General features: G+C 55.5%; 20 protein-coding genes and 3 pseudogenes. 6 read left to right on the forward strand and 17 right to left on the reverse strand.

Features of this window, described 5'->3' with window-relative positions:
• Together H6F57_RS12310 and H6F57_RS12315 are read left to right on the forward strand one after the other, a co-directional pair.
• Positions 1–456 (forward strand): annotated as a pseudogene (locus tag H6F57_RS12310) (photosystem II q(b) protein); the annotation flags it as partial.
• 194 nt (positions 457–650) lie between these two features.
• On the forward strand, positions 651–1,040 hold the full coding sequence (locus H6F57_RS12315) for a RidA family protein (protein WP_190628933.1): 390 nt from the start codon (positions 651–653) through the stop codon (positions 1,038–1,040).
• A gap of 48 nt (positions 1,041–1,088) precedes the next feature.
• Here the strand turns inward: H6F57_RS12315 and H6F57_RS12320 are convergent, their stop codons facing one another.
• From H6F57_RS12320 to H6F57_RS12345, 8 genes and pseudogenes are all read right to left on the reverse strand, one after another.
• Positions 1,089–1,442, reverse strand: a complete 354-nt coding sequence (locus H6F57_RS12320) for a hypothetical protein (RefSeq protein WP_190628935.1) — start codon at positions 1,440–1,442, stop codon at positions 1,089–1,091.
• Complete coding sequence (locus H6F57_RS12325) at positions 1,439–2,869, reverse strand: radical SAM protein (RefSeq protein WP_190628936.1); 1,431 nt, start codon at positions 2,867–2,869, stop codon at positions 1,439–1,441. Before H6F57_RS12325 ends, H6F57_RS12320 begins: the two co-directional genes overlap by 4 nt.
• Positions 2,870–2,879: 10 nt before the next feature.
• Positions 2,880–3,620 carry a prolipoprotein diacylglyceryl transferase family protein gene (locus H6F57_RS12330; protein ID WP_190628938.1) on the reverse strand — a complete coding sequence of 247 codons (741 nt, stop codon included), beginning with the start codon at positions 3,618–3,620 and terminating at the stop codon, positions 2,880–2,882.
• A 219-nt stretch (positions 3,621–3,839) separates the two neighbouring features.
• Positions 3,840–5,042 carry an argininosuccinate synthase gene (locus tag H6F57_RS12335; protein WP_190628940.1) on the reverse strand — a complete coding sequence of 401 codons (1,203 nt, stop codon included), beginning with the start codon at positions 5,040–5,042 and terminating at the stop codon, positions 3,840–3,842.
• 200 nt (positions 5,043–5,242) lie between these two features.
• Positions 5,243–5,371: pseudogene (locus H6F57_RS28365) on the reverse strand (type II toxin-antitoxin system VapC family toxin); the annotation flags it as partial.
• A gap of 16 nt (positions 5,372–5,387) precedes the next feature.
• Positions 5,388–6,508 (reverse strand): IS630 family transposase gene (locus H6F57_RS12340; protein ID WP_190628942.1). Its coding sequence is split into 2 segments (ribosomal slippage): positions 5,388–6,097 and positions 6,097–6,508, totalling 1,122 coding nucleotides; the frame shifts between segments, so codons are not numbered across the junction.
• A gap of 68 nt (positions 6,509–6,576) precedes the next feature.
• Positions 6,577–6,834 (reverse strand): annotated as a pseudogene (locus H6F57_RS28370) (type II toxin-antitoxin system VapC family toxin); the annotation flags it as partial.
• A complete protein-coding gene (locus H6F57_RS12345) occupies positions 6,831–7,067 on the reverse strand; it encodes a type II toxin-antitoxin system Phd/YefM family antitoxin (RefSeq protein WP_190628944.1) in 237 nt (78 codons plus the stop codon). The gene H6F57_RS12345 and the pseudogene H6F57_RS28370, both read right to left, overlap by 4 nt.
• Positions 7,068–7,355: 288 nt before the next feature.
• Here H6F57_RS12345 and fxsT point away from each other — a divergent pair, with 288 nt between their 5' ends.
• On the forward strand, positions 7,356–10,133 hold the full coding sequence (gene fxsT, locus H6F57_RS12350) for an FxSxx-COOH system tetratricopeptide repeat protein (protein WP_190628946.1): 2,778 nt from the start codon (positions 7,356–7,358) through the stop codon (positions 10,131–10,133).
• Positions 10,134–10,202: 69 nt separating this feature from the next.
• On the opposite strand, the gene H6F57_RS12355 is transcribed toward fxsT, so the two are convergent.
• The gene (locus H6F57_RS12355) at positions 10,203–10,511 is read right to left on the reverse strand and encodes a hypothetical protein (protein ID WP_190628948.1); all 309 of its coding nucleotides are present in this window, start codon (positions 10,509–10,511) and stop codon (positions 10,203–10,205) included.
• Positions 10,512–11,255: 744 nt separating this feature from the next.
• Between H6F57_RS12355 and H6F57_RS12360 the strand changes: the two genes are divergently transcribed.
• Together H6F57_RS12360 and mazG are read left to right on the forward strand one after the other, a co-directional pair.
• Complete coding sequence (locus H6F57_RS12360; RefSeq protein ID WP_190628950.1) at positions 11,256–11,639, forward strand: hypothetical protein; 384 nt, start codon at positions 11,256–11,258, stop codon at positions 11,637–11,639.
• Positions 11,640–11,862: 223 nt separating this feature from the next.
• A complete protein-coding gene (gene mazG / locus H6F57_RS12365) occupies positions 11,863–12,714 on the forward strand; it encodes a nucleoside triphosphate pyrophosphohydrolase (protein ID WP_190628952.1) in 852 nt (283 codons plus the stop codon).
• 90 nt (positions 12,715–12,804) lie between these two features.
• Here the strand turns inward: mazG and H6F57_RS12370 are convergent, their stop codons facing one another.
• The 3 genes from H6F57_RS12370 to H6F57_RS12380 form a co-directional block, all read right to left on the reverse strand.
• A complete protein-coding gene (locus H6F57_RS12370; RefSeq protein WP_190628955.1) occupies positions 12,805–13,023 on the reverse strand; it encodes a hypothetical protein in 219 nt (72 codons plus the stop codon).
• 68 nt (positions 13,024–13,091) lie between these two features.
• Positions 13,092–14,102 (reverse strand): 7,8-didemethyl-8-hydroxy-5-deazariboflavin synthase subunit CofG, encoded by a 1,011-nt coding sequence (cofG, locus tag H6F57_RS12375; protein WP_190628957.1) that lies wholly within the window; start codon positions 14,100–14,102, stop codon positions 13,092–13,094.
• Between the two features lie 39 nt (positions 14,103–14,141).
• Positions 14,142–14,519 (reverse strand): rhodanese-like domain-containing protein, encoded by a 378-nt coding sequence (locus H6F57_RS12380; protein ID WP_190628960.1) that lies wholly within the window; start codon positions 14,517–14,519, stop codon positions 14,142–14,144.
• Positions 14,520–14,889: 370 nt separating this feature from the next.
• Here H6F57_RS12380 and mutL point away from each other — a divergent pair, with 370 nt between their 5' ends.
• On the forward strand, positions 14,890–16,584 hold the full coding sequence (gene mutL / locus H6F57_RS12385; protein ID WP_190628962.1) for a DNA mismatch repair endonuclease MutL: 1,695 nt from the start codon (positions 14,890–14,892) through the stop codon (positions 16,582–16,584).
• A 92-nt stretch (positions 16,585–16,676) separates the two neighbouring features.
• Here mutL and H6F57_RS12390 read toward each other — a convergent pair whose 3' ends face one another.
• The 5 genes from H6F57_RS12390 to H6F57_RS12410 all read right to left on the reverse strand — a co-directional run bounded on the left by H6F57_RS12390 (position 16,677) and on the right by H6F57_RS12410 (position 21,272).
• Positions 16,677–17,879 carry a glutathione S-transferase family protein gene (locus H6F57_RS12390; protein WP_190628965.1) on the reverse strand — a complete coding sequence of 401 codons (1,203 nt, stop codon included), beginning with the start codon at positions 17,877–17,879 and terminating at the stop codon, positions 16,677–16,679.
• Positions 17,880–18,002: 123 nt separating this feature from the next.
• Positions 18,003–18,647, reverse strand: a complete 645-nt coding sequence (locus H6F57_RS12395) for a response regulator transcription factor (RefSeq protein ID WP_190628967.1) — start codon at positions 18,645–18,647, stop codon at positions 18,003–18,005.
• A 394-nt stretch (positions 18,648–19,041) separates the two neighbouring features.
• Entirely contained in the window at positions 19,042–19,737 is a 696-nt protein-coding gene (locus H6F57_RS12400) for a fasciclin domain-containing protein (RefSeq protein WP_190628968.1), read from the reverse strand.
• A gap of 560 nt (positions 19,738–20,297) precedes the next feature.
• Positions 20,298–20,939: a hypothetical protein gene (locus tag H6F57_RS12405; RefSeq protein ID WP_190628970.1), complete on the reverse strand. Its 642-nt coding sequence runs from the start codon at positions 20,937–20,939 to the stop codon at positions 20,298–20,300.
• A gap of 93 nt (positions 20,940–21,032) precedes the next feature.
• A complete protein-coding gene (locus H6F57_RS12410) occupies positions 21,033–21,272 on the reverse strand; it encodes a hypothetical protein (protein ID WP_190628972.1) in 240 nt (79 codons plus the stop codon).
• Between the last annotated feature and the right edge of the window lie 28 nt (positions 21,273–21,300).

Below are 21,300 nucleotides of genomic sequence, written 5' to 3' on the forward strand. Positions count from 1 at the left end.
GCCGGTGTGTTCGGTGGCTCTCTGTTCTCCGCCATGCACGGTTCACTGGTGACCTCGTCACTAGTGCGTGAGACCACCGAGACCGAGTCTCAGAACTACGGCTACAAGTTTGGTCAAGAAGAAGAGACCTACAACATCGTGGCGGCCCACGGCTACTTCGGTCGTCTCATTTTCCAGTACGCCAGCTTCAACAACAGCCGTTCACTGCACTTCTTCTTGGGTGCGTGGCCTGTGATTGGCATCTGGTTCACCTCCCTGGGCATCAGCACCATGGCGTTCAACCTGAACGGGTTCAACTTCAACCAGTCGATTCTGGACTCACAGGGTCGCGTGATTGGCACATGGGCGGATGTGATCAACCGGGCGAACCTGGGTATGGAAGTGATGCACGAGCGCAATGCTCACAACTTCCCCCTCGACCTTGCTACGGCTGAGGCCCCTGAAATCATCGGCTAGTCCCTAGCGGCTACCCTACTGATTGATTAGCAAAGAGCGCTCTCCGCAAGGGGGGCGCTTTTTTGTTCTTGCTTTAGCTTTTTCCCTAGCGGCTTAACCACAGAGCAATTTGTTTTAGCGAAAGCGTAAAACCTTCACGCTGCGATCGCAGGTTGATTTAAACTTTAGGGCTGTCGTTATCAAGAACTACCCCTATGTTGGAGTTTATGACCCTGCCCAATAACCTGCTGCCTCCGGTGGCTCCCTACTCCCACGCGGTGCGAGCGGGAGATTTTTTGTTTGTTACCGGGCAGCTAGCGGAAGATCCGGCCACAGGCGAAGTTGTCAAAGGCCCAATTGAAGACCAGACCCGGCGGGTGATGGATAATCTGGCCCTAGTGCTCGACCATGCGGGCAGCGGTTTCAACAAAGTGGTCATGGCAAGGGTGTTTGTCACCGACTTTCGCTATTACGAAACGGTGAATGCCATCTACCAGTCTTACTTTGGCGACGCTCCTCAACCCAGCCGCACAACGGTGGGTGTTACGGCTTTAGCGGGCTATGGGGATGTGGAGATTGATTTAATCGCCTATTGCGGGGAGTGAATCAGTGGGTGGATGGGTGGCGGTTCCCTGGAATAGCTCCATCCAGTTCTACACAAAGCCAAACATAGAGACAAAGCATGCCCCGTTGACCAGGGCAGTCAGCACGGCGGTAATGATCACCCCTTTAGCCATGGCGGTGTGCCCTCGCCGCCGAAGGGTAATCACTAACGGAATTACGTAGAGCAGCTGCCAGAATAAAAAACCCGCCGCCCCAATTACCCAAGGAACAGCAAACGCGTAGTCGCCGATGCCAACTGCGGCCACCAACAAACCTAAAAGAAATATCAGTGCCCCTGCTACGGCATGGCAGCCCAGCAGCAGTAGCATGCCCTTAACAATTTCCAAGATTTCGTTTTGGGGCGTGGGGTCGTTTTGAGGTGTGGGATCGGTGGGGTTAGTCATGGGGCTGAGGTAGCAGACTGAACTTCGGCCAGTTTAGCGGCTCCGGCACTGCCCTCCCGGTAAAACAGGTTGTAGGTGTCGAAGGGGATGATGCGGCCATCAGGGTGCACGATGTGAATGCACGATCGCTTCACCGATCGCACATCAAAGTTGTAGGCATCGAGAAACTGCACAATCATAATGCGAAAAATATTCTCGTAGGAGATGCCGCTGGGCACCGGTACCTGGGGCAGGCAGCAGAGCAGTTGCTTCAGCGCATTGGCGGCCGTAGTGGGCGAGTGACTAGTAGAAAACAGCTCAAAGATTTTTTGCTTGAGCTGGGGGTCTTGCTCGTAGAGCACCGAGTTGGGCATCATCTCCACAAAGGTGGGCGTTGAGAACATGCCCGTCAGCGGAATCACCTGGCCTTTGACCTTGATGGCGTAGGCCATCGCCAGCGAGTCGGGGTGGCAGGGCACCGGCAGAATGTCCTGCGGTTTGAAGTGGGGGCTTTGGTCGAGAATGGCGCGGCGCACTTCGGTGAGGGTGTAGCGATCGCGCCTCGCCTCAAACCCCTCTAGCCGTCCCGCCGCCTGAATGGGTTGAAACGTTACCCCTCGCACACACCGCTGGGCCAGGGCGTAGTCGATGATTTTGCCAATTTCGTGATCGTTGAGCCCTTTCTTGAGTGTGACCACCAGAGTGGTCGAGAGGTTGAGATCGTTGAGGCGATCAATCGCCTGCTGCCGCGTGGCGCGCAGGTCGGCCCCCCGCAGTTCGCGCAGGGCTTTTTCCTCAAAGCTGTCGAACTGGAGGTAGATTTCGGTGCCGGTTTTGTACTGGGCGAGGCGATCGCAAAATGCCGCATCTTGGGCAATGCGCAAGCCGTTGGTGTTGATCATCAAATGCTGAATTGGTCGGGCCTTGACCAACTCCAGCACGTTAAAGAATTCAGGATGTAGGGTGGGCTCGCCGCCGCTGAGCTGCACCACCTGGGGGCTGCCCTCGTTGGCGACGACTGCATCCAACATGCGCTCGATCTCGGCTAGGGACCGGTGGCGGCGGGGCTGCTCAGCAGCGTTGTGCTCCTCGGCACCGGAGTCGGCGTAGCAGATGGGGCAGCTCAGGTTGCAGCGATCGGTCAGTTCGATCAGCGTCAGGCAGCTGTGCTGCTCGTGGTCGGGGCAGAGGCCGCAGTCGTAGGGGCAGCCGTAGCGAATCGGGGTGTTGAACTTGAGGGGCATATCCCCTGGTTTAATAAACGCCTGGGTTTGCCGATAATACTCTTCGTCGTCAGCGATCAGCACCTCTTCGCGCCCGTGGGTGGGGCAGTGCTTAATCAGATACACGCCCCCGTCTTGAAAGACAATTTTGGCCTCAACTTTGCCCAGGCAGCGAGAGCACAGGCTGTTGGTCAGGGCGTAGAACAGGTAAGGGCGGGTGGGCATGGGGGCGCTGCTACGAAACTGTGACCTCTCGCCGCGAAAGCTGGCGCAGCCCATAGGCAACACCTAGCAGGCAGGCGAGTTGAATAAAGCTTAGCCCCAAGAGCGGCTGAAAGTCGGGTTTGAGAAAATCAACAGCAAAGCGAAAGCCAAGGTAGCCGACTAGATAGAGCTGAAACAGCCTACCGTTGGAAAGATCGCGTTGACGATACCAGGCCAGAATTAACCCCAAAATAATCAAGAACCCCACCTCGTAGAGCTGGGTGGGGTGGCGGGGCAGGCCGTCGCCAAAGTCGATGCCCCAAGGTAGGGCGGTGATGGTGCCGTACGTGCGATCGCTCAGCCCGGTCAAAAAGCACCCCACCCGCCCGATCGCCGTCCCCACCAGCAGCGGAAACACAAAAGCATCGCCGGTTGATCGCGTCAAACCAATCCACTTTTTGGTCAGCTCCACACCGATTAGCCCGCCCAGCAGCGCTCCCACCACCGTTTTGCCCTGCAAGCCCAGCAGCAGCCACGATCGCCAATCGCTTCCTAGCAGATCTACATGCTGAAGCAGCACCAAAACCTTTGCTCCCACCAGCGCCCCAATCAGCCCGCCCACCACCACCGAGCTGCGCTGACTCAAAGGAATAGAGTCGCTGCTGACGTTGCGGCGCAGCAGCCCCATGGCGACCCCATAGGCCACCACCTCGAACACAAAATGGGGGTGGAGCTTAAACGCTCCTACCCCCAAATAAACCGGAAACACCATAGATTGACGCGATTAGATGGGGTGAAACGCAGTGTAACCCAACAAAGTCCACCTGTTAGGTGCCGCTGGCGCTCTACCTAGCCCTCACCCCCAGCCCCTCTCCTTCCTGGGAGAGGGGAGTCAGAGAACCTTTCAAAGTCCCTCTCCCAGCTTGGGAGAGGGATTTAGGGTGAGGGCTAGATCTTGTCAGGAGAGATTGTTTTCAATCTACCTGACCTACTAACCGCGCATTTTCTCTGACCAGACGCGGGTGGGCAGGCCCCATACGTAGATAAAGCCCTCAGCGGCCTTGTGGTCAAAGGCGTCGTCAGAGCTGTAGGTGGCCAGGGCGTCGCTGTAGAGAGCGAGGTTAGACTCGCGGCCAACCACTCGGTTGGTGCCTTTAAACAGTTTCACCCGCACGGTGCCGCTGACCCGCTCCTGGGTCTGCTGAATGAAAGCATCCAGCGCCAGCTTCAGGGGGCTATACCAGAGGCCGTTGTAGACCAGGCGACTGTAGGTTTCTTCGATGCCGCGCTTGTACTGGGTGACATCGGCGGTTAGGGTCAGGCTCTCCAGATCGCGGTGAGCGTCGATTAGCACTAGCAGGGCAGGAGCTTCGTAGATTTCCCGCGACTTGATGCCTACCAGACGGTTTTCGATCATGTCGATGCGGCCTACGCCGTGGCGACCGGCGATCGCATTTAGCTGCGTAATCAGCTCCACTGGGCTCAGTGCTTCGCCGTTGAGGCTGGTGGGCAGGCCCTTGGTAAAGCCGATGTTGATATATTCCGGTTCGTTGGGGGTGTTTTCGATCGCCTCGGTCATCAAAAACACTTCTTCCAGCGGCTCGGTCATGGGGTTTTCGAGCGGCCCGGCCTCAATGCTGCGGCCCAGCAGGTTGCGATCGATGCTGTAGGGGCTAGATTTTTTGACTTGAAAGCTGAGACCCTGCTTTTCGCCGTAGGCAATGGCTTCTTCGCGGCCCATGCCCCACTCACGGGCGGGGGCTAGCACCTTGAGGCTGGGGTTGAGGGCGGCGATCGCCACGTCAAAGCGCACCTGGTCATTGCCCTTGCCGGTGCAGCCGTGGGCGACGGCATCGGCCCCGTAGCGATCGGCGGCTTCGACCAGTGCTTTGGCAATTAGCGGGCGGGCTAGGGCAGTGGAAAGGGGGTAACGGTTTTCGTATAGGGCGTTGGCTTGAATGGCCGGAAAGGCGTAATCGGTAATAAATTCTTCCGTTAGGTCGACCACTAGGGATTCCTTCACCCCGGCATTCAGCGCTTTGACGCGGATGGGCTCTAGCTCGTCGCCCTGGCCTAGGTCTGCCGCCAGGGTAATCACCTCTTTTACGCCCCACTCATTCATCAGGTAGGGAATACAGACGGTGGTATCGACGCCACCGGAATAGGCTAAGACAACTTTCTCTGCGCGACCCATGGGCAATTCCCTACTTTCGTTAGACGATTCGTTTAACAGTCGTTCTGAGCGGACAACTCACTAAATGAGCCAAAGCCTGTGGTTCTGAATAGAACGGTGACGCTCTGGCCATGGCTATCTTATATGGAGTTGCCCGCCCTGCACTACGGCGATTTAGCAAGATCTGATGACATCTGGTTAGCTGGCAGCTGGGCCGCACGCTATACAACGCTAACCGAGTAAGATCGAATGGCTGAATCTACGGTCGCGATCGTTAACCCGCTCTCTAATGCTTGGCAAATCAGCATTCCGTCAAAGGGATCACGATGTAGCAAGGGTAGATTGGCTAGTAGTCTGCCAAGGTAATTATGACAGGCTAGGAGTTGGGTAAAGTCGAGCCAATCGGGAGCGAGCATCGGCGGCTGAGAACTGCCAGTTGACAGTAGCCCGTTGGGCATTGCGAGCCTCTTCCCACGCCGAGACTTCCTGCTTCAGGACATCAGTGGAGGGAATGCGACGGTTCAAACACTGTCGCGCGAGCACGGAGAATTCAAGTTCGACCATATTGAGCCAACTGCCGTGCTTAGGGGTGTAGTGGAACTGCACTCGGTCAAGAATTCGCCGGGCTTCCTCGGGTGAAAAGGTCCGATACAGGGCCGCTGGAGTATGGGTGTTGAGGTTGTCGAGGACAACCTGAATGTCAGTGGCGTCAGGGAACAGGACATCGACGAGGTATTGCATACACAGGGCAAAGTCCTCACTCATGCGATGCTCTGTGACCTTGAGGTGCCGCCAGCCCTGCAAGGGTTGGAAGAAGCCGAATAGATTGCAGGTGCCTTCACGGGTGTATTCGTAGTCATAGCGCTCCGGGGCAGCGCCGGGTTCAGCAGGGATAGGGGTGCGGGTCTCGCTAATCAGCTGTACGGGACGTTCATCAAAGCAGACGACCGGAGCACTCGGGCTGTAGGGTTGGCGATACAACTCAAGGACATCCTCCATCCGCCACACGAAATTGGCCCCCACCGTTGGAATACACCACTGCTCTTTTAGCCAGGGCTTAAGGTTGTTTTTTTCAGCGTTTTGCGTACCGTTTCGTCCGAAATGCTCTCGACCATTTCAACGGCAACCAGGCGGTCGGCCAGCAGTTGCATCGTCCACCGTTCCCGGCCTGTGGGCGGATCACTACAGACAGTCGCCACCAAGAAGGCTTCACCGTTGCCATCGAGTTTGCGCTGACCACCCCGCCGCGGGCGTTCCGATAAGGCCAGGGCTAGGCCTTCCTCCACACAGCGTTGGCGGATGCGATGGACGGTGGATTCCCCAACGTGCAACATCTGGGCAATCGTGGCGTCGTCGTGACCCTCGTCAGCAAGAAGCAGAATTTGCGCCCGCTTCAGTTTGCGAGAGGACAGAGTACCTTGGCGTGTTAGTTGGTCGAGATCGTTTCGTTCGCCAGGCGTTAAGTTGACGGTGTACTTGGTGGGCATGGGACTACTAAAGTTTTTCTCAGTTTCTCATCCCTATTCCACCTGTCATAATTACCTTGGCAAACTACTAGTTGAACCACGCTCTTTTCATCCAAAGCGAGGCTGGCTATCTGATGCAGCTCACGCTGTTTGGGCAGATACGTACCAGGATTTTCGGGCAGGGGTAGTTTGCCTAGCTGATATTTAACCATGGCTTCCCACACCGAAACTGCGCTTAGGTAAACTTCGTTTTTGGGATCACGGATTGTATCTCGGAGGTCGGCGGGCAATCGAGCATCACGGGAGATAAACCACAGAAAAATATGTGTATCCAGCAAAATTCTCATTTGCCTTCAAACATAGTGAGAATGTCTTCTGACAGAGGATCGTCAAAGTTGTCTGGAACAGTGAATTCTCCCGCGCACAGACCAAAGGGCCGCAATTGCTGTTGAGGGGCAATGGGCCTGAGTTCGGCAATGGGTTGTTCAGACCGCATAATCACCACCGTTTCTCCAGCTTCGACCTGGTGCAGGTACTTCAACGGATCGTGCTGCATTTCATCAATTGTCACCCTGACCATTGGGTTGCCTCAACGCTACAACAGTAAGGGTATACCAGTGCCTTACTCCCAGAAAAAGCCTAGCTTATTGCAGCAGCGATCGCTGAAACGTCTTAACGGCCTCGACGTGATTGGCCATATTGATGCAGCGCAACCACAGGGCCTCAGTCAAATCATTTAACTGGTGCACGGCCCTACCTGAGCGAGTTGAGGATGAAACTGGGTGCAAAGATTTGAGTCTGTTGCCAACTGAACGTTCTCATCAACATCTTCGGCTAGGATTAGCTCAGTATTTGCCCCACCCCCACCATGCCCTACCCTAGGCTGACGCTGTTTCAAACGCTCAGCGCTTTACCTGCCCCCCAGTTTGAGCAACTGCGGTTTACCCTCAATCCACCACCGGGAATTGTGCCCGAAGGTGTGGCGGCTCAGGGCAACCGGGTGGCGGCGTTGCTGAGCTGGGTGGAAGGAGCAACAGGCTGTGGGCTGGAGCATCTCTATGAGGTGATGGAGCAGCTTTGTCCAGGATTGGTGGATGGGGAAGGTAAGGGCGATAAGGACGACGGGAAGGAGCCACCGTGGATGGTGCCCTATGGCCGCAATCCTTATTTCACCGGGCGGAATGAGGTGCTGACGACGCTATACCAGCAACTGCATGAGGGGCGGACAGCAGCAATTTCTCAGACCCAGGCCATCAGTGGGCTGGGGGGCATCGGCAAGACCCAGACGGCGGTGGAATACGCCTACCGCTACCGCGACGACTACCGCTACGTGTTCTGGGTCCATGCCGACACAGCACTGGATCTGACCAACAGCTACGTGGCCATTGCCCAGACCCTGGACCTGCCCCTCAAAAACGCCGAAAACCAGGATGAAACCGTGCAGTCGGTGCGCGTGTGGCTGAGCCGCGAAGAGGGCTGGCTACTGATCTTCGACAACGCCGACCGCCCTGAACTGGTGCAGCCCTTTTTGCCTCGGGAAATTAAAGGTCATATTCTCGTCACCTCCCGCGCCCAGGATTTTCAGGATCTGGGTATTGTGCAACCCCTGGAGATGGAAACCCTCAGCCCCCAGGAGGCCATCGCCTTTTTGCTAACCCGCACCGGTAGGATTGCCCCGGACCAACAATCCCCCGAATATCAAGCCGCCACCGACCTTGCCGCCGAACTGGGCTACCTGCCCCTGGCCCTAGAACAGGCTGCCGCCTACATGGTCACCAACCGGGTGCCCTTTGCCGCCTATCTGGCCAGCTACCGCAAACAGCGGCTAAAGCGGCTGGAAAAAGCCAAACCCAAGCTGGGCAACTACCCCGACTCCATTGCCACCACCTGGGCCTTAAACCTGAAGGAAGTCCAGAAAACCGCCCCCGCCGCTGCGGCTCTGCTGAACTACTGCGCTTTTCTGCACCCAGACGGGATTCCCTTTGCCCTGTTTACCCAGGGGGCGGCAGCACTGGGGGAACCCCTGGCCACAGCCCTGGCCGATGCAGCCGACGACCCGCTGGAACTCTACGACCTGCTGGACCCGCTGTGCCGCTACTCCCTGATTCGTGTGGAGCCAGAGAGCCAAAGCTTGAGCCTGCATCGCCTGGTGCAGGAGGTGATACGGGCAGAACTGGGAGAGGCCAGGTGCCAGACCTGGGTGGAGCCACTGTTCAGAGCGATGGGGCGACTGATGCCAGCGAAAGGCAAAGGGGCTGAATACCAGGATTGGCCTACCTTGGCACTCTTGGTGAACCCTGTTCAGGAACTAGCGAACCATTGCCAACAGCGGGAAATCGCCTCTACCGATGCTGCCGATGTGTTTCATGCTATGGGGAAATATCTGCTGCAACGGGGACAGTACGCTTTGGCTGACCCGCTATTGCAGAAGGCTTTAGAGCTGCGTCAAAGACTTCTAAAGGACGAACACGAAGATATTGCATCTAGCGTAGATCGATGTGCTGCATCTCATAGTCTTCAAGGGCGCTACAGTGACGCAGAAATCCTATTCAAAAAGGCTATAGCAATGCGAAAGCGGTTGCTAGGTGAAGAACTTTGGACAGCCAGTAGCATCAACGGCCTTGCTGAATCTTATCGTTTGTCTAGCAGATTTTCAGAAGCAGAAGAATTGTATAAAGAGGCCCTTTTGATACGTCGGAGACACCATAAAGCTCCACACAAGCATATTTCAGAAACCTTAAATAATTTAGCATTACTATGCACAGATTCAGGGAGACTGGAGGAAGCAGATCCTCTTTACATGGAAGCAATTGAAATAGACAAGGCTGTTTGCGGAGAAAGAAGTTTAGAATTTTCGACAGATATTCATAACCTATCACTTTTGCGAGCTCATCAAAAACGTTTTGAAGAAGCTGAGAATCTTTGTATTAAAGCCTTGGAAATCAAAAAAATACTTTTAGGCCGAAAGCATCCATTAATTGCTGATGGCTTAAACGTCTTGGGCAGTATATACCTAGATCAAGGAAGATTTGAAGAGGCAGAAGAAGTTCTCCTCGATACTCTCAATTTGGATAAAGAGCTTTTAGGACAAGAGCATCCCAATGTGGCCATTAGCCTTAACCAACTGGCAATACTCTACAATAATCAAAAGCGCTACAGCGAGGCCGAACCCTTCTATTTAGAGGCCTTGGCGCTGCGGAAACGGCTGTTGGGCAACAAGCATCCCCTTGTGGCCAAAAGCCTCAACAATCTAGCGATGCTCTACCAAAAGCAGGGGCGCTATGGGGAAGCTCAACCGCTTTTACTCGAAGCCATAAACTTATGGCGACAGTCACTGGGCAGCGATCATCCCAATCTGGCTAGCGGTCTCAACAACCTGGCTCGATGTTATCGCGAAACATTTGACTACGATCGCGCCGAAGCACTCTGCCAGGAAGCCCTGGCTATCGCCCAGAAGGCCTTGCCAGAAAATCACGAGTTAAAAGGACGCTTTCTGGATGACTTCGCCACCCTCCGTGCCGCCCAGGGTCACCCGGAAGAAGCCCGATCGCTCTACCAGCAGGCCCTCGCCATCCTTGAACCCAAACTGGGGGCTGAGCACCCCTGGACAGTACGGTGTCGGGAGAATTTGGGGAAGTTGGATTAGGGATCGGATGGCTTTACAACCCATCAGCCTGAATCAGCCAGTTAACAGGCACCCAATCCCTAAAGCAATCTAGCGTTGGTCCTGTAGGGCCGCTCCTTGGGGCCGATCGCGCCTCAGCAGACTAAACACCTCCCCCTGCTCCGGCGTAATCAAAATTCCCGACTCTGGTATCGTCACCAACCGACTCCACTCCCGCTGCTCGGCATAGGTCAGCACATGCAGCAGGTTAATCGTTGCCCGCACTCCATCCGGCGAGCCAATCACCAGATGGCGCAATCGCTCGCGCCCCGGCTGGGGGCTGGGGTTTGCCAAGCGCAGGGGATTCAGATCCCCGGTTTCTTGAAGAAACCGGAGATCTTGACGGGTAAAACACAACATAGTTGAGGGATTCCTTTTTTGAGGGTGGGTAAGGAATCCCAAAAACTTGGCCGCCCTAAACTGGTGCAGTTCAGGACGGCCTGGGCAATAATAGCCCTAGCCTCCGAGACAGCTTGTACCTGTTGAAGGGGTTAGCCGCTGGTTGGTGTTGGTAGCACCTTCCAGTGGCGTTTGACCAAATTTTTGGGAAGCAAAGCTGCACGCACACAGCCATCCAGCAAAAATACCCCATCCTTTAATCGGGCGCAAGTTAAAAACGCTACATTTAGCCGTCTTCATTTCACTCAACCTACGTCTAACCAAGCTTGCGATGTGACCAACCAAGGTTGTGTTGAGGCTAACCAAGCTTGCGATGGGACTAATCAAGGTTGTGTTGTGACTAATCAAGCTTGCATTGTGGCTACCAAGCTTGCGATGCGACCAACCAAGGTTGTGTTGGGTCTAACCAAGCCTGCGATGGGACTAATCAAGGTTGTGTTGTGACTAATCAAGCTTGCGTTGGGGCTAACCAAGCTTGCAGTGGCGATCGCAGCATTTCTTGTTCTTTTTGCTACCTGAGCGATCGCCAAACCTACGTATTTAAACCAGAATTTGCCTAACCATTGTACCGGGGTCGTTCAGCAGTTGTGCTGGGGGCACGCCCAATATCTCAACACTACAGTTAGAAAAGCATCTCAAACCGCCAGAACCCCCACTGGTGCTGGGCTGTATTTACCTTATCCATATATTCTCGGGGTAGCCATTATGGTTTATCGCAAACGCAAATCGACCCGCATTCTCGAACAGGCCGAAGTCCGCGCCGCTGGGCTAGAAGCCATTGACCCAGCAATGGATTTTGGCGGCGAACGATCGCTGAGCAACTTAAACGCTCAAATTAGCCAGCTCCAGGCCAAGATTAACGTCTACAACACCGCCTTAACGGCGATCGACTCGCTACGCAGCCAAATTCAAGACCAGGAAAAAGCTCTCGGTGCCCTATCGGCCCAAATGCTGCTGGGCGTGGCCTTTGAATATGGCAACGACAGCACCGAATATCAAATGGCCGGGGGCGTCCGCAAGCGCGATCGCGTGCGCCGTAGCACTGTAGCCCGCCTCAAAACCGACGATGCCAACAGCATCGCATCTTAAACAAACTCTCTTCTTAATACTGCTAAGTGATGCCGCCAGATTAGCGGCATCACTTATTTTTTGCTGCTTCCAAATCTGAAATTAAAGCCACAACCTATATTGCTCGCAAAAAGATTGCAAGGGAGATCTGCTTAGCGCATTTTCTGCCTAGGAAGCAGTCGCTATACCCACTGCCGCAATTTGCTGCCATGCTAAAGAACATTGTCATCAACGCGGTTTCGCCATGGTTTCTGCGCCCCTGTCTTCTGAAAAACCTTCCCCTAGCCATCGCGCCGCCATTCTCGCTGCCCTAGAGCGGCTGATTGATGTGATCGCCCAGCTGCGCCATCCCGAAACCGGCTGCCCATGGGATTTAGCCCAAACCCCCACCAGCCTGATTCCCTATGTGATTGAAGAAGCCTATGAGGTAGTCGATGCAATTCAGGTGGGGGAAAAGGAGGCGATCGCAGAAGAACTCGGCGACCTGCTGCTCCAGGTGGTACTTCAGGCCCAGGTGGCCAGCGACAACGGCGACTTTGACCTGGGCACCGTCGCCACCGGCATTGCCGACAAGCTGGTGCGCCGCCATCCCCACATCTTTGGCGATGCCTCAGGCGAGACTCCCGAAGAAGTCAGCCAAAACTGGGACCGCATCAAAGCCGAAGAAAAAGGCATTGCCCACGAGCCCCACAAGCTGTCGCCCAAGCTGACCAAATATAGCCGCACCCTGCCGCCGCTGATGGCCGCTAGCAAAATCTCCGCCAAAGCCGCCAAAGCCGGGTTCGAATGGGACGACATTAACGGCGTGTGGGATAAATTTCACGAAGAGCTAGACGAGTTTCGCGAAGCCTTAGCGAATGAACCTAAGGAAAATCAGCAGGCGGAGCTGGGCGATCTGTTATTTACCCTGGTGAATCTGGCCCGCTGGTACGACCTCGACCCTGCTGAGGCGTTGCAAAGCACCAACCGCCGATTTATCAAGCGCTTTGAGCTGGTGGAGGCGGTGGCAGAGAAACCCCTCGGAGACTATGCGATCGACGAACTAGAAGCACTGTGGCAGCAGGCGAAAGCGCAGTTAGCCAAGCCTGAAGGTTAATGGTGGGCAGCGCCCACCCTACCAGAGCTACCGTAGGGTGGGCACTGCCCACCAGTTCCGATCCATCCCCATATACAACCGATCGCAGCCCTACCGCGGCGCATCGGGTTTGTAATAATCGTTGGGGTTTACTGCTTGGCTACCGCCGTCTTTATTAATGCAGCCAGCCTTATCGACGTAGCGGCAAACCCTTGCGTAGAGCCGGGCCCGATTGCCTGGCGGGCCAGCCGAGAAGAGTACGCGATCGCCCCCCACCATACCCACCATAATTTTGACGCCGCACACAGGACAGGTTTGGGGAGCAGCCATGGCAAAACCTCAGTTAACCTGTGAGGATTTTACCCTGTTGGGGTGGGTGAGTGGATGGGTGGATGAGTTCAAGGATTACTGAGTGAGGTGCGCCAGGTTTTAACTAGAGACCGCAGCGGATCGGGTAGCCAAGTATCGTATTGGGGATAGATGGGCAGGCGGGGCTGAAGTTGCCAGCCGGAGGGGGCGATCGTATCTCCTAAGGATTCTGGAGTCGGGTGATCGTAATCTGGGTTCACCTCATCCACCGGGCTAATGCCGCCCAGATCGCGCGCGCCTGCGGTCAAACAATCCAGCAGTCCGTTGTGACTGACCAGATTGGGCGGAATCTGAATAGCGACTTCCGGGGGCAGATACTCTCTCGCCAGATGCACGGCTCTCACTAGCGCGGCTTCATCGAGTGCCATACCCGGCTGAAGCTGCTGCTGCCCAGGGCTGTGGGGCTGCAAAATGACTTCTTGAATGTGGCCATAACGGGTCTGGAGGGCGGCGATCGCCCGCAGCGAATCTACCCAGTCAGCCTCACTCTCCCCCAGCCCCAATAGCAGCCCGGTCGTGAAGGGAATCCTTAGCTCTCCAGCCCAAGTCAACTGTTGCAGCCGCACTTCAGGCCGTTTGCTAGGAGCATGGCGGTGAACGGTGTCGAGCAACTTCGGCGTCACTTGCTCGACCATAAGGCCCATCGACACATTTACCTGCCGCAGCTGCGCCATTTCGTCGCGGCTCAGGGGGCCTGCATTAGTATGGGGCAGCAGCCCGGCCTCTAGAGCTAGCGCACAGATTTGGTAGATGTGGCGAAACCAGTCGTCGCGGCGGGGGCTGTTGGGGGCCACCTCACCGCTGAGCACCAGCACCTCGCACACTCCCTGACGGCGCAGGATAGGGAGCCGTTGAGCCACATGCTCTAAACTCAGCCAGGGTGACTGGCCAGGGTCAACCCGAAAGTTGCAGTAGGTGCAGCGGTTAAAGCATTCGTAGGTGGGCACCACAGTATAGGCCCGGCTGTAGGTCACCACTCGATGCGACCCATTCTGCGTTAACAAACCGCTGCGCGAATCAACTGCCCTAGCCTGATCCATACCAACGCCATTGCTCTAACTCCGCCAGTTTAGGTGAGTTTAAGCCACTTCCGCCGTTACCACTTCCACCGGAAAACCCGCCGCCTTCCAGGCTGCAACTCCGCCGCGCACAATGGCAACCTTAGAGAAACCCGCCTCCCGCAGCTGCTCGGCTACAGCGGCGGCTTCATTATCGGTGTTGCTATAGACATAGAGATCACGGCTGACCTCAAAGCAGCTGGCGGCTGTGGTGAGCAGCGAGTCGACGGGCATCGAAATTGCGCCAGTAATGTGGCTTTCGTTAAAATCAGCGCGATCGCGGACGTCGATAATGGTTAGCGCTGGTTCTCCCCAATCCAACCGCTCCTTGAGATCGTAGACACGAGACTCGGGCCGCAAAGGCGAAGGCTTAGGCAAGAAGCCAAAAAAGCGTTTCATGGTGAGGAGAATCCTGGGAGAAGGCGTTCTCCTGCAATGTAACAAACCTTAATAGGGGGCGCAAACTTTTATTGAAAATAGTAGACAACATAACCCATTCCTTTGCCTATATCAATTGAAATTTTCAATGAACTTCCTTGGGTCAAACCTCAGCCCCCAGGTCGAATGTTACTGGCACAGGCTCCAAAGAACGCTGAAAGCCTTGATATACCGTAGGGTAGGCACTGCCCACCAGCATTGAGTCAGCGCCATGCACCTTGGGTCTATGACCATCACTAGATCCTTTGTTCCAGTGCCTACCCGCGCAGTAGCATAGAATCAGTTGCCTCGGAGCCCCTTCCCCATCCCTGCGAACAGCGTTTCTAATCTAGTGCCTCTCCCCATTCAACTGCTGCCTGGGGAGGTCATTCACAGCATCGCCGCTGGAGAGGTAATCGACTCTCTGGCTGCGGTTGTCCGCGAGCTGATTGAAAACGCGCTCGATGCCCAGGCTACGCACATCACCCTCGCCCTCTGGCCCGACCAGGGCCGTGTGCAGGTGGCCGACAACGGCGCTGCCATGGCGCTAGAGAATTTGCACCAGGCTGCTATCCCCCACAGCACTAGCAAGATTCGCACCCAGGCAGACCTGTGGCAGGTAAGTAGTTTAGGTTTTCGAGGCGAAGCCCTGCACAGCCTGGCCCAGGTTGCCCAACTAGAGATTTGCAGTCGTCCCCCCGGCGCAGAATCGGGCTGGCGCGTCACTTACTCCGCCCAAGGGGAACCCCTAGAGATAGCCCCAGCCGCCCTTGCCCAGGGCACGGTGGTGACGATTACCGATCTCTTTGGGGCCTGGCCTGCTCGCCGCGGGCGATTGCCCACGATAGCTCGCCAGCTTAGCCAGGTGCAGCGCGTTATTCACCACTGTGCCTTGGCCCATCCAACGGTGACTTGGGCGGTGCAAGTGAGCGATCGCCCCTGGTTGGCCCTCACCCCCAGCCCCACCGCTAAAGGGCTCATTCCTCAACTGCTGCGAGCCGTGAGCGAAAGCGATTTGCAAGACGGCTGGCAGGCTACTCCCTGGGCCGAGGGGAAAGACAATCTTGTAGGGAATCTTCCTCTAAAAGCGGGGATCTATGGTTTGATTGGCCTGCCCGATCGCTGCCATCGCCCCCGACCCGATTGGGTAAAAGTCGCAGTTAATGGGCGGGTTGTAACGGTGCCTGAGCTAGAGCAGGGTATTTTGAATGCATTTCGCCATACCCTGCCTCGCCACCGCTACCCCCTGGCGTTTGTGCACCTCACCGTTTCGCCCAGCGACATCGACTGGAACCGCCGCCCCGACAAATCGACCCTCTACCTACACCGGCTCGAAGACTGGACCGCACTCTGCCAAAGCCACGTGGCCATGCTTTTAGGGCAGCAGGCCGAAACCCTGGCCGATGCCAGTCAGCAGCGCGTTATTCAACTACTCAAGACGGCGGAACCCAGCAGCACCTATGGCGTTGCTGAATTGTCCGATGAGTTGCCCTATCGCGAGCGTCCCGGGAGTCTACGGGCGATCGCCCAAGTTCATGACCGCTACATTTTGGCCGAACAGACCGACGGGCTTTGCCTGATCGAGCAACACATCGCCCACGAGCGCGTCCTCTACGAACGTCTGCAAGCCCAGTGGCAACTGGTGCCATTAACCATGCCAGTCGTGTTGGAAGGGCTGACTGAAAAGCAGCTTGAACAGCTCCAAAGACTGGGTCTGAACCCTGAAGAATTTGGACCCAATCGCTGGGCTGTGCGAACTGCCCCAGCCCCCCTGCGCGATCGCGACGACCTTCCTGATACTCTGCTAGAACTCAGCCTCGGCGGAAATCTAGACACGGCTCAGGTGGCGATCGCCTGCCGCACCGCCATCCGCAACGGCACCCCGCTCGATCTGGTCACCTTGCAAACCCTGCTCGACGACTGGCAGCAAACCCGCAACCCCCGTACCTGCCCCCACGGCAGACCCATCTGCCTGACGCTGAGCGAAACCAGCCTGGCCCGCTTCTTCCGCCGCAGCTGGGTGATCGGCAAAAGCCACGGCATTTAGGGCGGAGTCAGTCACCTGATCCCTTTTGCGTTGCCTACAAGAGCTTGATGGTTGCCCAGAAGGAAGCGGGTGCCTTAGCTAATGCCCGTCACCTAGGCGGCAAAATTCACTGGGTCTTGGTCGCGGCGGTGACGAACGGGCAGCGGATCGGGCTGAGCCTCCCCAATTAGGGCAGCGGTGGCCTCTAAGGCTTCGCGCAGGTGCTTGGCAGCGTAGATCGACATATCGCGGGGAACATTGATGCGATCGCGCAGATATCGCAGCCCCAGCTCAGCCTCTGCCGGAGGCTCGCAGGGTTCACCCGTCATAAGATAAGTCAACGCACAGCGCAGGGCCGGATCAATCGCATCGCTGGCAGCCGGATTCACCTTGATAATATTGTCTCGGTGCTTCACCACGCGAGTTAGAGCCTCAACACGGGAGGTTTCTGGCTCTGGGTAAGCTGCGTCGGGTAGGCCAAACCAGGGGCCGAGATCAACCTGGGCCTGGTTGCGCCGGGTCTGGGGCAAATCATTCTCGTAGCAGCCCCCCATCTGTGGTGGCAGGTCGTGCACGTGGGTGTGAAAGTCACTCTGGGTACCGCAATAGGTAGAGCGACTCTCCAACCCATCGAACCAGTTCTTGAAACGAAGATTCTCCTCCCGCAGTGAGTAGCCCTTGTAGTAGTAAAGGCTGGCATTCATGCGCTCTACGTAGGGCACAAATACCACATCGGCAGTGCTAAATTCCGGCAAAAAGAAGGGGCCAGGAGTAGCAGCCAAGGCCTGCTCTACCCGCTGCACCACCCCCACAAACTGTTCGCCAGCGCGCTGGTCTGCCGCAGGCGATCGCGCTGGCTGGCACAGCCACATGCACCAGGCCCGAAACAGCAGGCGCTCTAGCTGTCGCAGGGGCACCACCGCCGGGTCTTTCATCCCCCATTGCAGCGGCCCAAACGCCTGCTCCAGCGCTAGCAAAATGTCATCGCTTTCGGTAATCATCCGCCCGTCTAACTCCAGGGCAGGCAGCATTCCCGAAGGTACCTTGCGCTTGTACCAGGCTTCCTTCTCGCCGTAGCAAAACATGGTGACCTTTTCGATGCGGTAGGGCACCTGCTTCTCTTCAAGCCACAGCCATACTTTTTGACAGTAGGGGCACCAAGCGTGGTTATCGCGATAGAGGGTGACCCGCACCGCCGACTCAGGTTGGCCAAACAGGCGTAGCCGAGACTGAGCATTGGTAGGGCCATTCACGTAGTCAACAGAAAAATCGGCCATTTCTTCCAGGGCCGACCAGCTGAGGGGAGCAGTTGTCATAAATCAGGGCATGCGATTAGGTCACTACCCTGATTGTGCCAGGTTCAAAGCAGGGTTTAGGGTTCATGGTCTAAGGTACAAGGCAATTCCTTTAACCTCACACTCTGTACCTTGAACCCTTTTCTAGGCCTTATTGTTCTCAATGGCCCAGCGAGCCAGCTCTGTGCGGTTGTTTAGGCCAGTCTTGCCCAGCATATTGCTGACGTGGCTCTCAATGGTGCGCTGGCTAACCTGAAGCTCGTTGGCTATCTCGCGGTTGGCCATGCCCCGTGCCACAAATTGCACCACCCGCAGCTCGGTGGGCGTCAACTCTACATCAAAGGGAACCTGGATGGCTGGGCTACTACCACCTTTGATTTGCTGTTTGATCAGCCGAGAGGCCTGCTTTAGGGAAGACTCTACCTGGGCAACTAGCTCCTCAGGCTCGAAGGGCTTAACCATGTACACGTCGGCCCCGGTGTTGAGCCCCTTGACGCGATCTTGGCTTTGGCCTTTAGCAGAGAGAAACAAAATCGGTATCCACTCGGTGGAGGGATTTTCGCGCACGTGGCGCACAAAGGCGTGGCCATCCATCTCAGGCATCATCACGTCGCAGATGATCATGTCTGGGGTGGTGTTTGCCAGCATATCCAAGGCTTCTCGACCGTTGCCCGCCGTCTTCACCTCATAGCCACGGAACTCAAGATAGTCCTTGACTAACAAGATCAGGTTTGGGTCATCGTCAATTAACAGAAGCTGCTTCTGATCGCCTGGGGTTGAATCCTTCATGCTTTGACAGTCACTGCGATTAACTCATTTTTAGAACTAAGTATGCCCCTGGGGTTAAGTATGCCCTTAAAGGCCCGGTGCACTCACACTGTGAATAACGCAGCACCGCGAACTCTTCGCCCTACCCCTCCAACCGTGATTAAAAGGCTAGTGCTTACTGCTGATGATACTTCAACAAACTGATATCCGCGTGCGATCGCCCTCCAAGGGCCACTGCTGTAGCTTAGAGCTACTGTCAATCTCAATAATTGCCCTCAACAGCAAGCGATCGCCCCAACGTTAGGACGACCGCTTGCTGTAGTCAAGTCTCTGCGCTGCAATGAGGCAAACACCTGACTATTATCGCAACCTTACACACCTCAAAGCGTGGTGCAGAAGGTTATCTCGTGGTTAGCTACATCGGTAGCAGCACTGTGTCGATGACGTGGATGATGCCATTGCTGGCCTTGATGTCAGCTGTTACCACGTTTGCTTCGTTGATGGTGACAGACTCTTCACCCACAGTCACGGTCACAGGAGCGCCGGTCAGAGTATCCACCTCGCCGGAGGTCAAATCTGTGGAGCGGACTTCGCCATCTACCACATGGTAGGTCAGCAACTCCGCCAGCTGATCGCGGTTTTCGGGCAGCAGCAGCTCTTCTAAAGTCCCTTCGGGCAGGGCCTCGAAAGCTTCGTCGGTGGGGGCAAACACGGTGATAGATAGTTCGCTGTTGTTCAGGGCCTCAGTCAGGCCGGCCGCTTCAATCGCAGCGGTCAGAATCTCAAAATCTTCGCTACCAGCGGCAATTTCAGCGATCGATTGCTCGGTGCTAGCAGTAGGCTGCTCAGCATCGGTAGGCTCTTCCATAGTGCCAGACTGTTCAGCATCGGTGGTTCCTTCCATAGCGCCGGACTGTTCAGCATCAGTGGCTTCTTCCATAGCGCCGGGCTGCTCAGCGTCAGTGGGTTCCTCCATCTCCATAGCAGCAGGTTGCTCGGCTTGAGGCTTGTAGGTGTCAGAGATAGCCTGCTGAGGAAACGCAGCGATAGCAGCAGGAGCGGCACCGAAAAGTATTAGACCTAGAGCAATGCGAAGAGTGTTCGGAGTCATGAAAAGTTACGTCCTAACAAGTGTTACAAAGGCCTGGTTAACAGCGTTACATAGCTTAACCAGACCTGAAGAGTTGTAACACGGTCCTAAGAGTCAACTATCCCTCCTCCGATAGAATTATTTCGTTCCCCAAAAAAGAAAAAAAATAGCAATTCCCCTCGCGCTAACTAACAGCACCTGTGCGGGTCAGCCAAGAAAACAGTAGTAGAATTGCTAATTTATACATTGAAATGCAGGATATACGCAAAGTTGGAGCTGATAGGTGAGAACAATACTTGCTCGCTTTTTCCTGATTGCGAAAACTTGGTTAACAACGGCGGCTCAGCGAAGCACGAGGTCGGTGCGATCGCGATCGAGCAATTTCTCCCAAGAGCCTATGTCGCTAGAGAGACGAATCAAGGGGCGATCGGGCAATGCAGAGGTTTGGGCTGGGACAAACTGCTAGGCGAATAACCAAAGATGCGTTTTGATGTTGACCTATTCAGAGTGTCAACATCAAACAGCAACCAACGATTTTTGCTTATCTCAACCTGGTTAGCTCCATCCAACTTCAAAGAAATTTACTCGTGACGCTGGCTACTGCTTTGGACTCGCCCAGGCACGGCTTCCAAAGCGGCTATAACGGCTCTCTGGGCAGCTAGAATATCGCGTTCTTCACCACCTAGGTAAAGACGGCCAAAGCTACCTACTGAGCTAATTTGCAGAATGTTGATCAGCGCTGCTTTTTCGGCTTCGTTGGCGGCTAAAGAAGCATAGGCCGCAGGTTCTACTTCGAACACATAGAGAGTTTGACCTGCCACAATCATGTTGCCGCGGCGGCTGCGGTTAATTAGCTGAACATGGTGAGGGTCAAGGTTGCGAATCACTTGACTAGAGATAATTCGGGGTTTGAGCCGCTCTCGGTAGGTGAGTCCTAGGGCATCGAGCATGGCTCCACCGGCGGCATGCACTTCGCCCTGGTTGCTAGCGTGGATCTCAAGCAGACCGTAGAGACGTTCGACGATGAGGGTCCCAGGACGCACCACGGCGGCTTTGAGCCCGATGTCGAGGATGCGGTTGATTTCAATGCCGGGAGATATTTCTATCCACAGTGAGGCATCGCCGGGCAACGGCAAAAACCCCAGCGAGACAGTACCCATGTAGGCTGCATGCTGGGGCTGGAGATTGTCAATAAAAACGTAGCTACGAAGATCGACGCCCAAGGCCCGGTGTTCCAATTTCTTTCTTTGGTAGTATACCGGGCTGGGGCAACAAGTCAGACTCTTGACTTAGTCATAGACAGCTCTGGGCGCAAACTAAAACTTAGAGCCAAAGCCGACGGAGGTTGTGCCCATGGCATCGTAAACGGTGAGACCTAGGGGCAGCTTTACTTCTCCAGATTCGTCTACCAGGTTATTGAGTATAGGTAAATTTAAAGACTCAGCTAGACCAGTAATACCACTGCTTTCCTGGCGACCTACTTGCTGATCTAATTCATTAGCTATGCGGTTGAGGCTGTCTTGGTCACGCTGTTCAACGGCAAGGGCGTCAGCCATGGTCTGGGGTGTTGTTTCCAAGTCTTGG

Origin of the sequence: Leptolyngbya sp. FACHB-60 (genome assembly GCF_014695775.1) — a bacterium.
In the GTDB taxonomy this organism is placed as follows: domain Bacteria; phylum Cyanobacteriota; class Cyanobacteriia; order Phormidesmidales; family Phormidesmidaceae; genus Nodosilinea.

What these genes read in the sequence shown, in the direction of transcription:
- H6F57_RS12355 (WP_190628948.1), bottom strand. Translation starts at nt 10,511, where the DNA reads ATGTTGTGTTTTACCCGTCAAGATCTCCGGTTTCTTCAAGAAACCGGG.
- H6F57_RS12410 (WP_190628972.1), bottom strand. Translation starts at nt 21,272, where the DNA reads ATGGCTGACGCCCTTGCCGTTGAACAGCGTGACCAAGACAGCCTCAAC.
- mazG (WP_190628952.1), top strand. Translation starts at nt 11,863, where the DNA reads ATGGTTTCTGCGCCCCTGTCTTCTGAAAAACCTTCCCCTAGCCATCGC.
- fxsT (WP_190628946.1), top strand. Translation starts at nt 7,356, where the DNA reads ATGCCCTACCCTAGGCTGACGCTGTTTCAAACGCTCAGCGCTTTACCT.
- cofG (WP_190628957.1), bottom strand. Translation starts at nt 14,102, where the DNA reads ATGGATCAGGCTAGGGCAGTTGATTCGCGCAGCGGTTTGTTAACGCAG.
- H6F57_RS12380 (WP_190628960.1), bottom strand. Translation starts at nt 14,519, where the DNA reads ATGAAACGCTTTTTTGGCTTCTTGCCTAAGCCTTCGCCTTTGCGGCCC.
- H6F57_RS12400 (WP_190628968.1), bottom strand. Translation starts at nt 19,737, where the DNA reads ATGACTCCGAACACTCTTCGCATTGCTCTAGGTCTAATACTTTTCGGT.
- H6F57_RS12345 (WP_190628944.1), bottom strand. Translation starts at nt 7,067, where the DNA reads ATGGTCAGGGTGACAATTGATGAAATGCAGCACGATCCGTTGAAGTAC.
- H6F57_RS12360 (WP_190628950.1), top strand. Translation starts at nt 11,256, where the DNA reads ATGGTTTATCGCAAACGCAAATCGACCCGCATTCTCGAACAGGCCGAA.
- H6F57_RS12325 (WP_190628936.1), bottom strand. Translation starts at nt 2,869, where the DNA reads ATGCCCACCCGCCCTTACCTGTTCTACGCCCTGACCAACAGCCTGTGC.
- H6F57_RS12370 (WP_190628955.1), bottom strand. Translation starts at nt 13,023, where the DNA reads ATGGCTGCTCCCCAAACCTGTCCTGTGTGCGGCGTCAAAATTATGGTG.
- H6F57_RS12330 (WP_190628938.1), bottom strand. Translation starts at nt 3,620, where the DNA reads ATGGTGTTTCCGGTTTATTTGGGGGTAGGAGCGTTTAAGCTCCACCCC.
- H6F57_RS12395 (WP_190628967.1), bottom strand. Translation starts at nt 18,647, where the DNA reads ATGAAGGATTCAACCCCAGGCGATCAGAAGCAGCTTCTGTTAATTGAC.
- H6F57_RS12320 (WP_190628935.1), bottom strand. Translation starts at nt 1,442, where the DNA reads ATGACTAACCCCACCGATCCCACACCTCAAAACGACCCCACGCCCCAA.
- H6F57_RS12315 (WP_190628933.1), top strand. Translation starts at nt 651, where the DNA reads ATGTTGGAGTTTATGACCCTGCCCAATAACCTGCTGCCTCCGGTGGCT.
- H6F57_RS12335 (WP_190628940.1), bottom strand. Translation starts at nt 5,042, where the DNA reads ATGGGTCGCGCAGAGAAAGTTGTCTTAGCCTATTCCGGTGGCGTCGAT.
- H6F57_RS12390 (WP_190628965.1), bottom strand. Translation starts at nt 17,879, where the DNA reads ATGACAACTGCTCCCCTCAGCTGGTCGGCCCTGGAAGAAATGGCCGAT.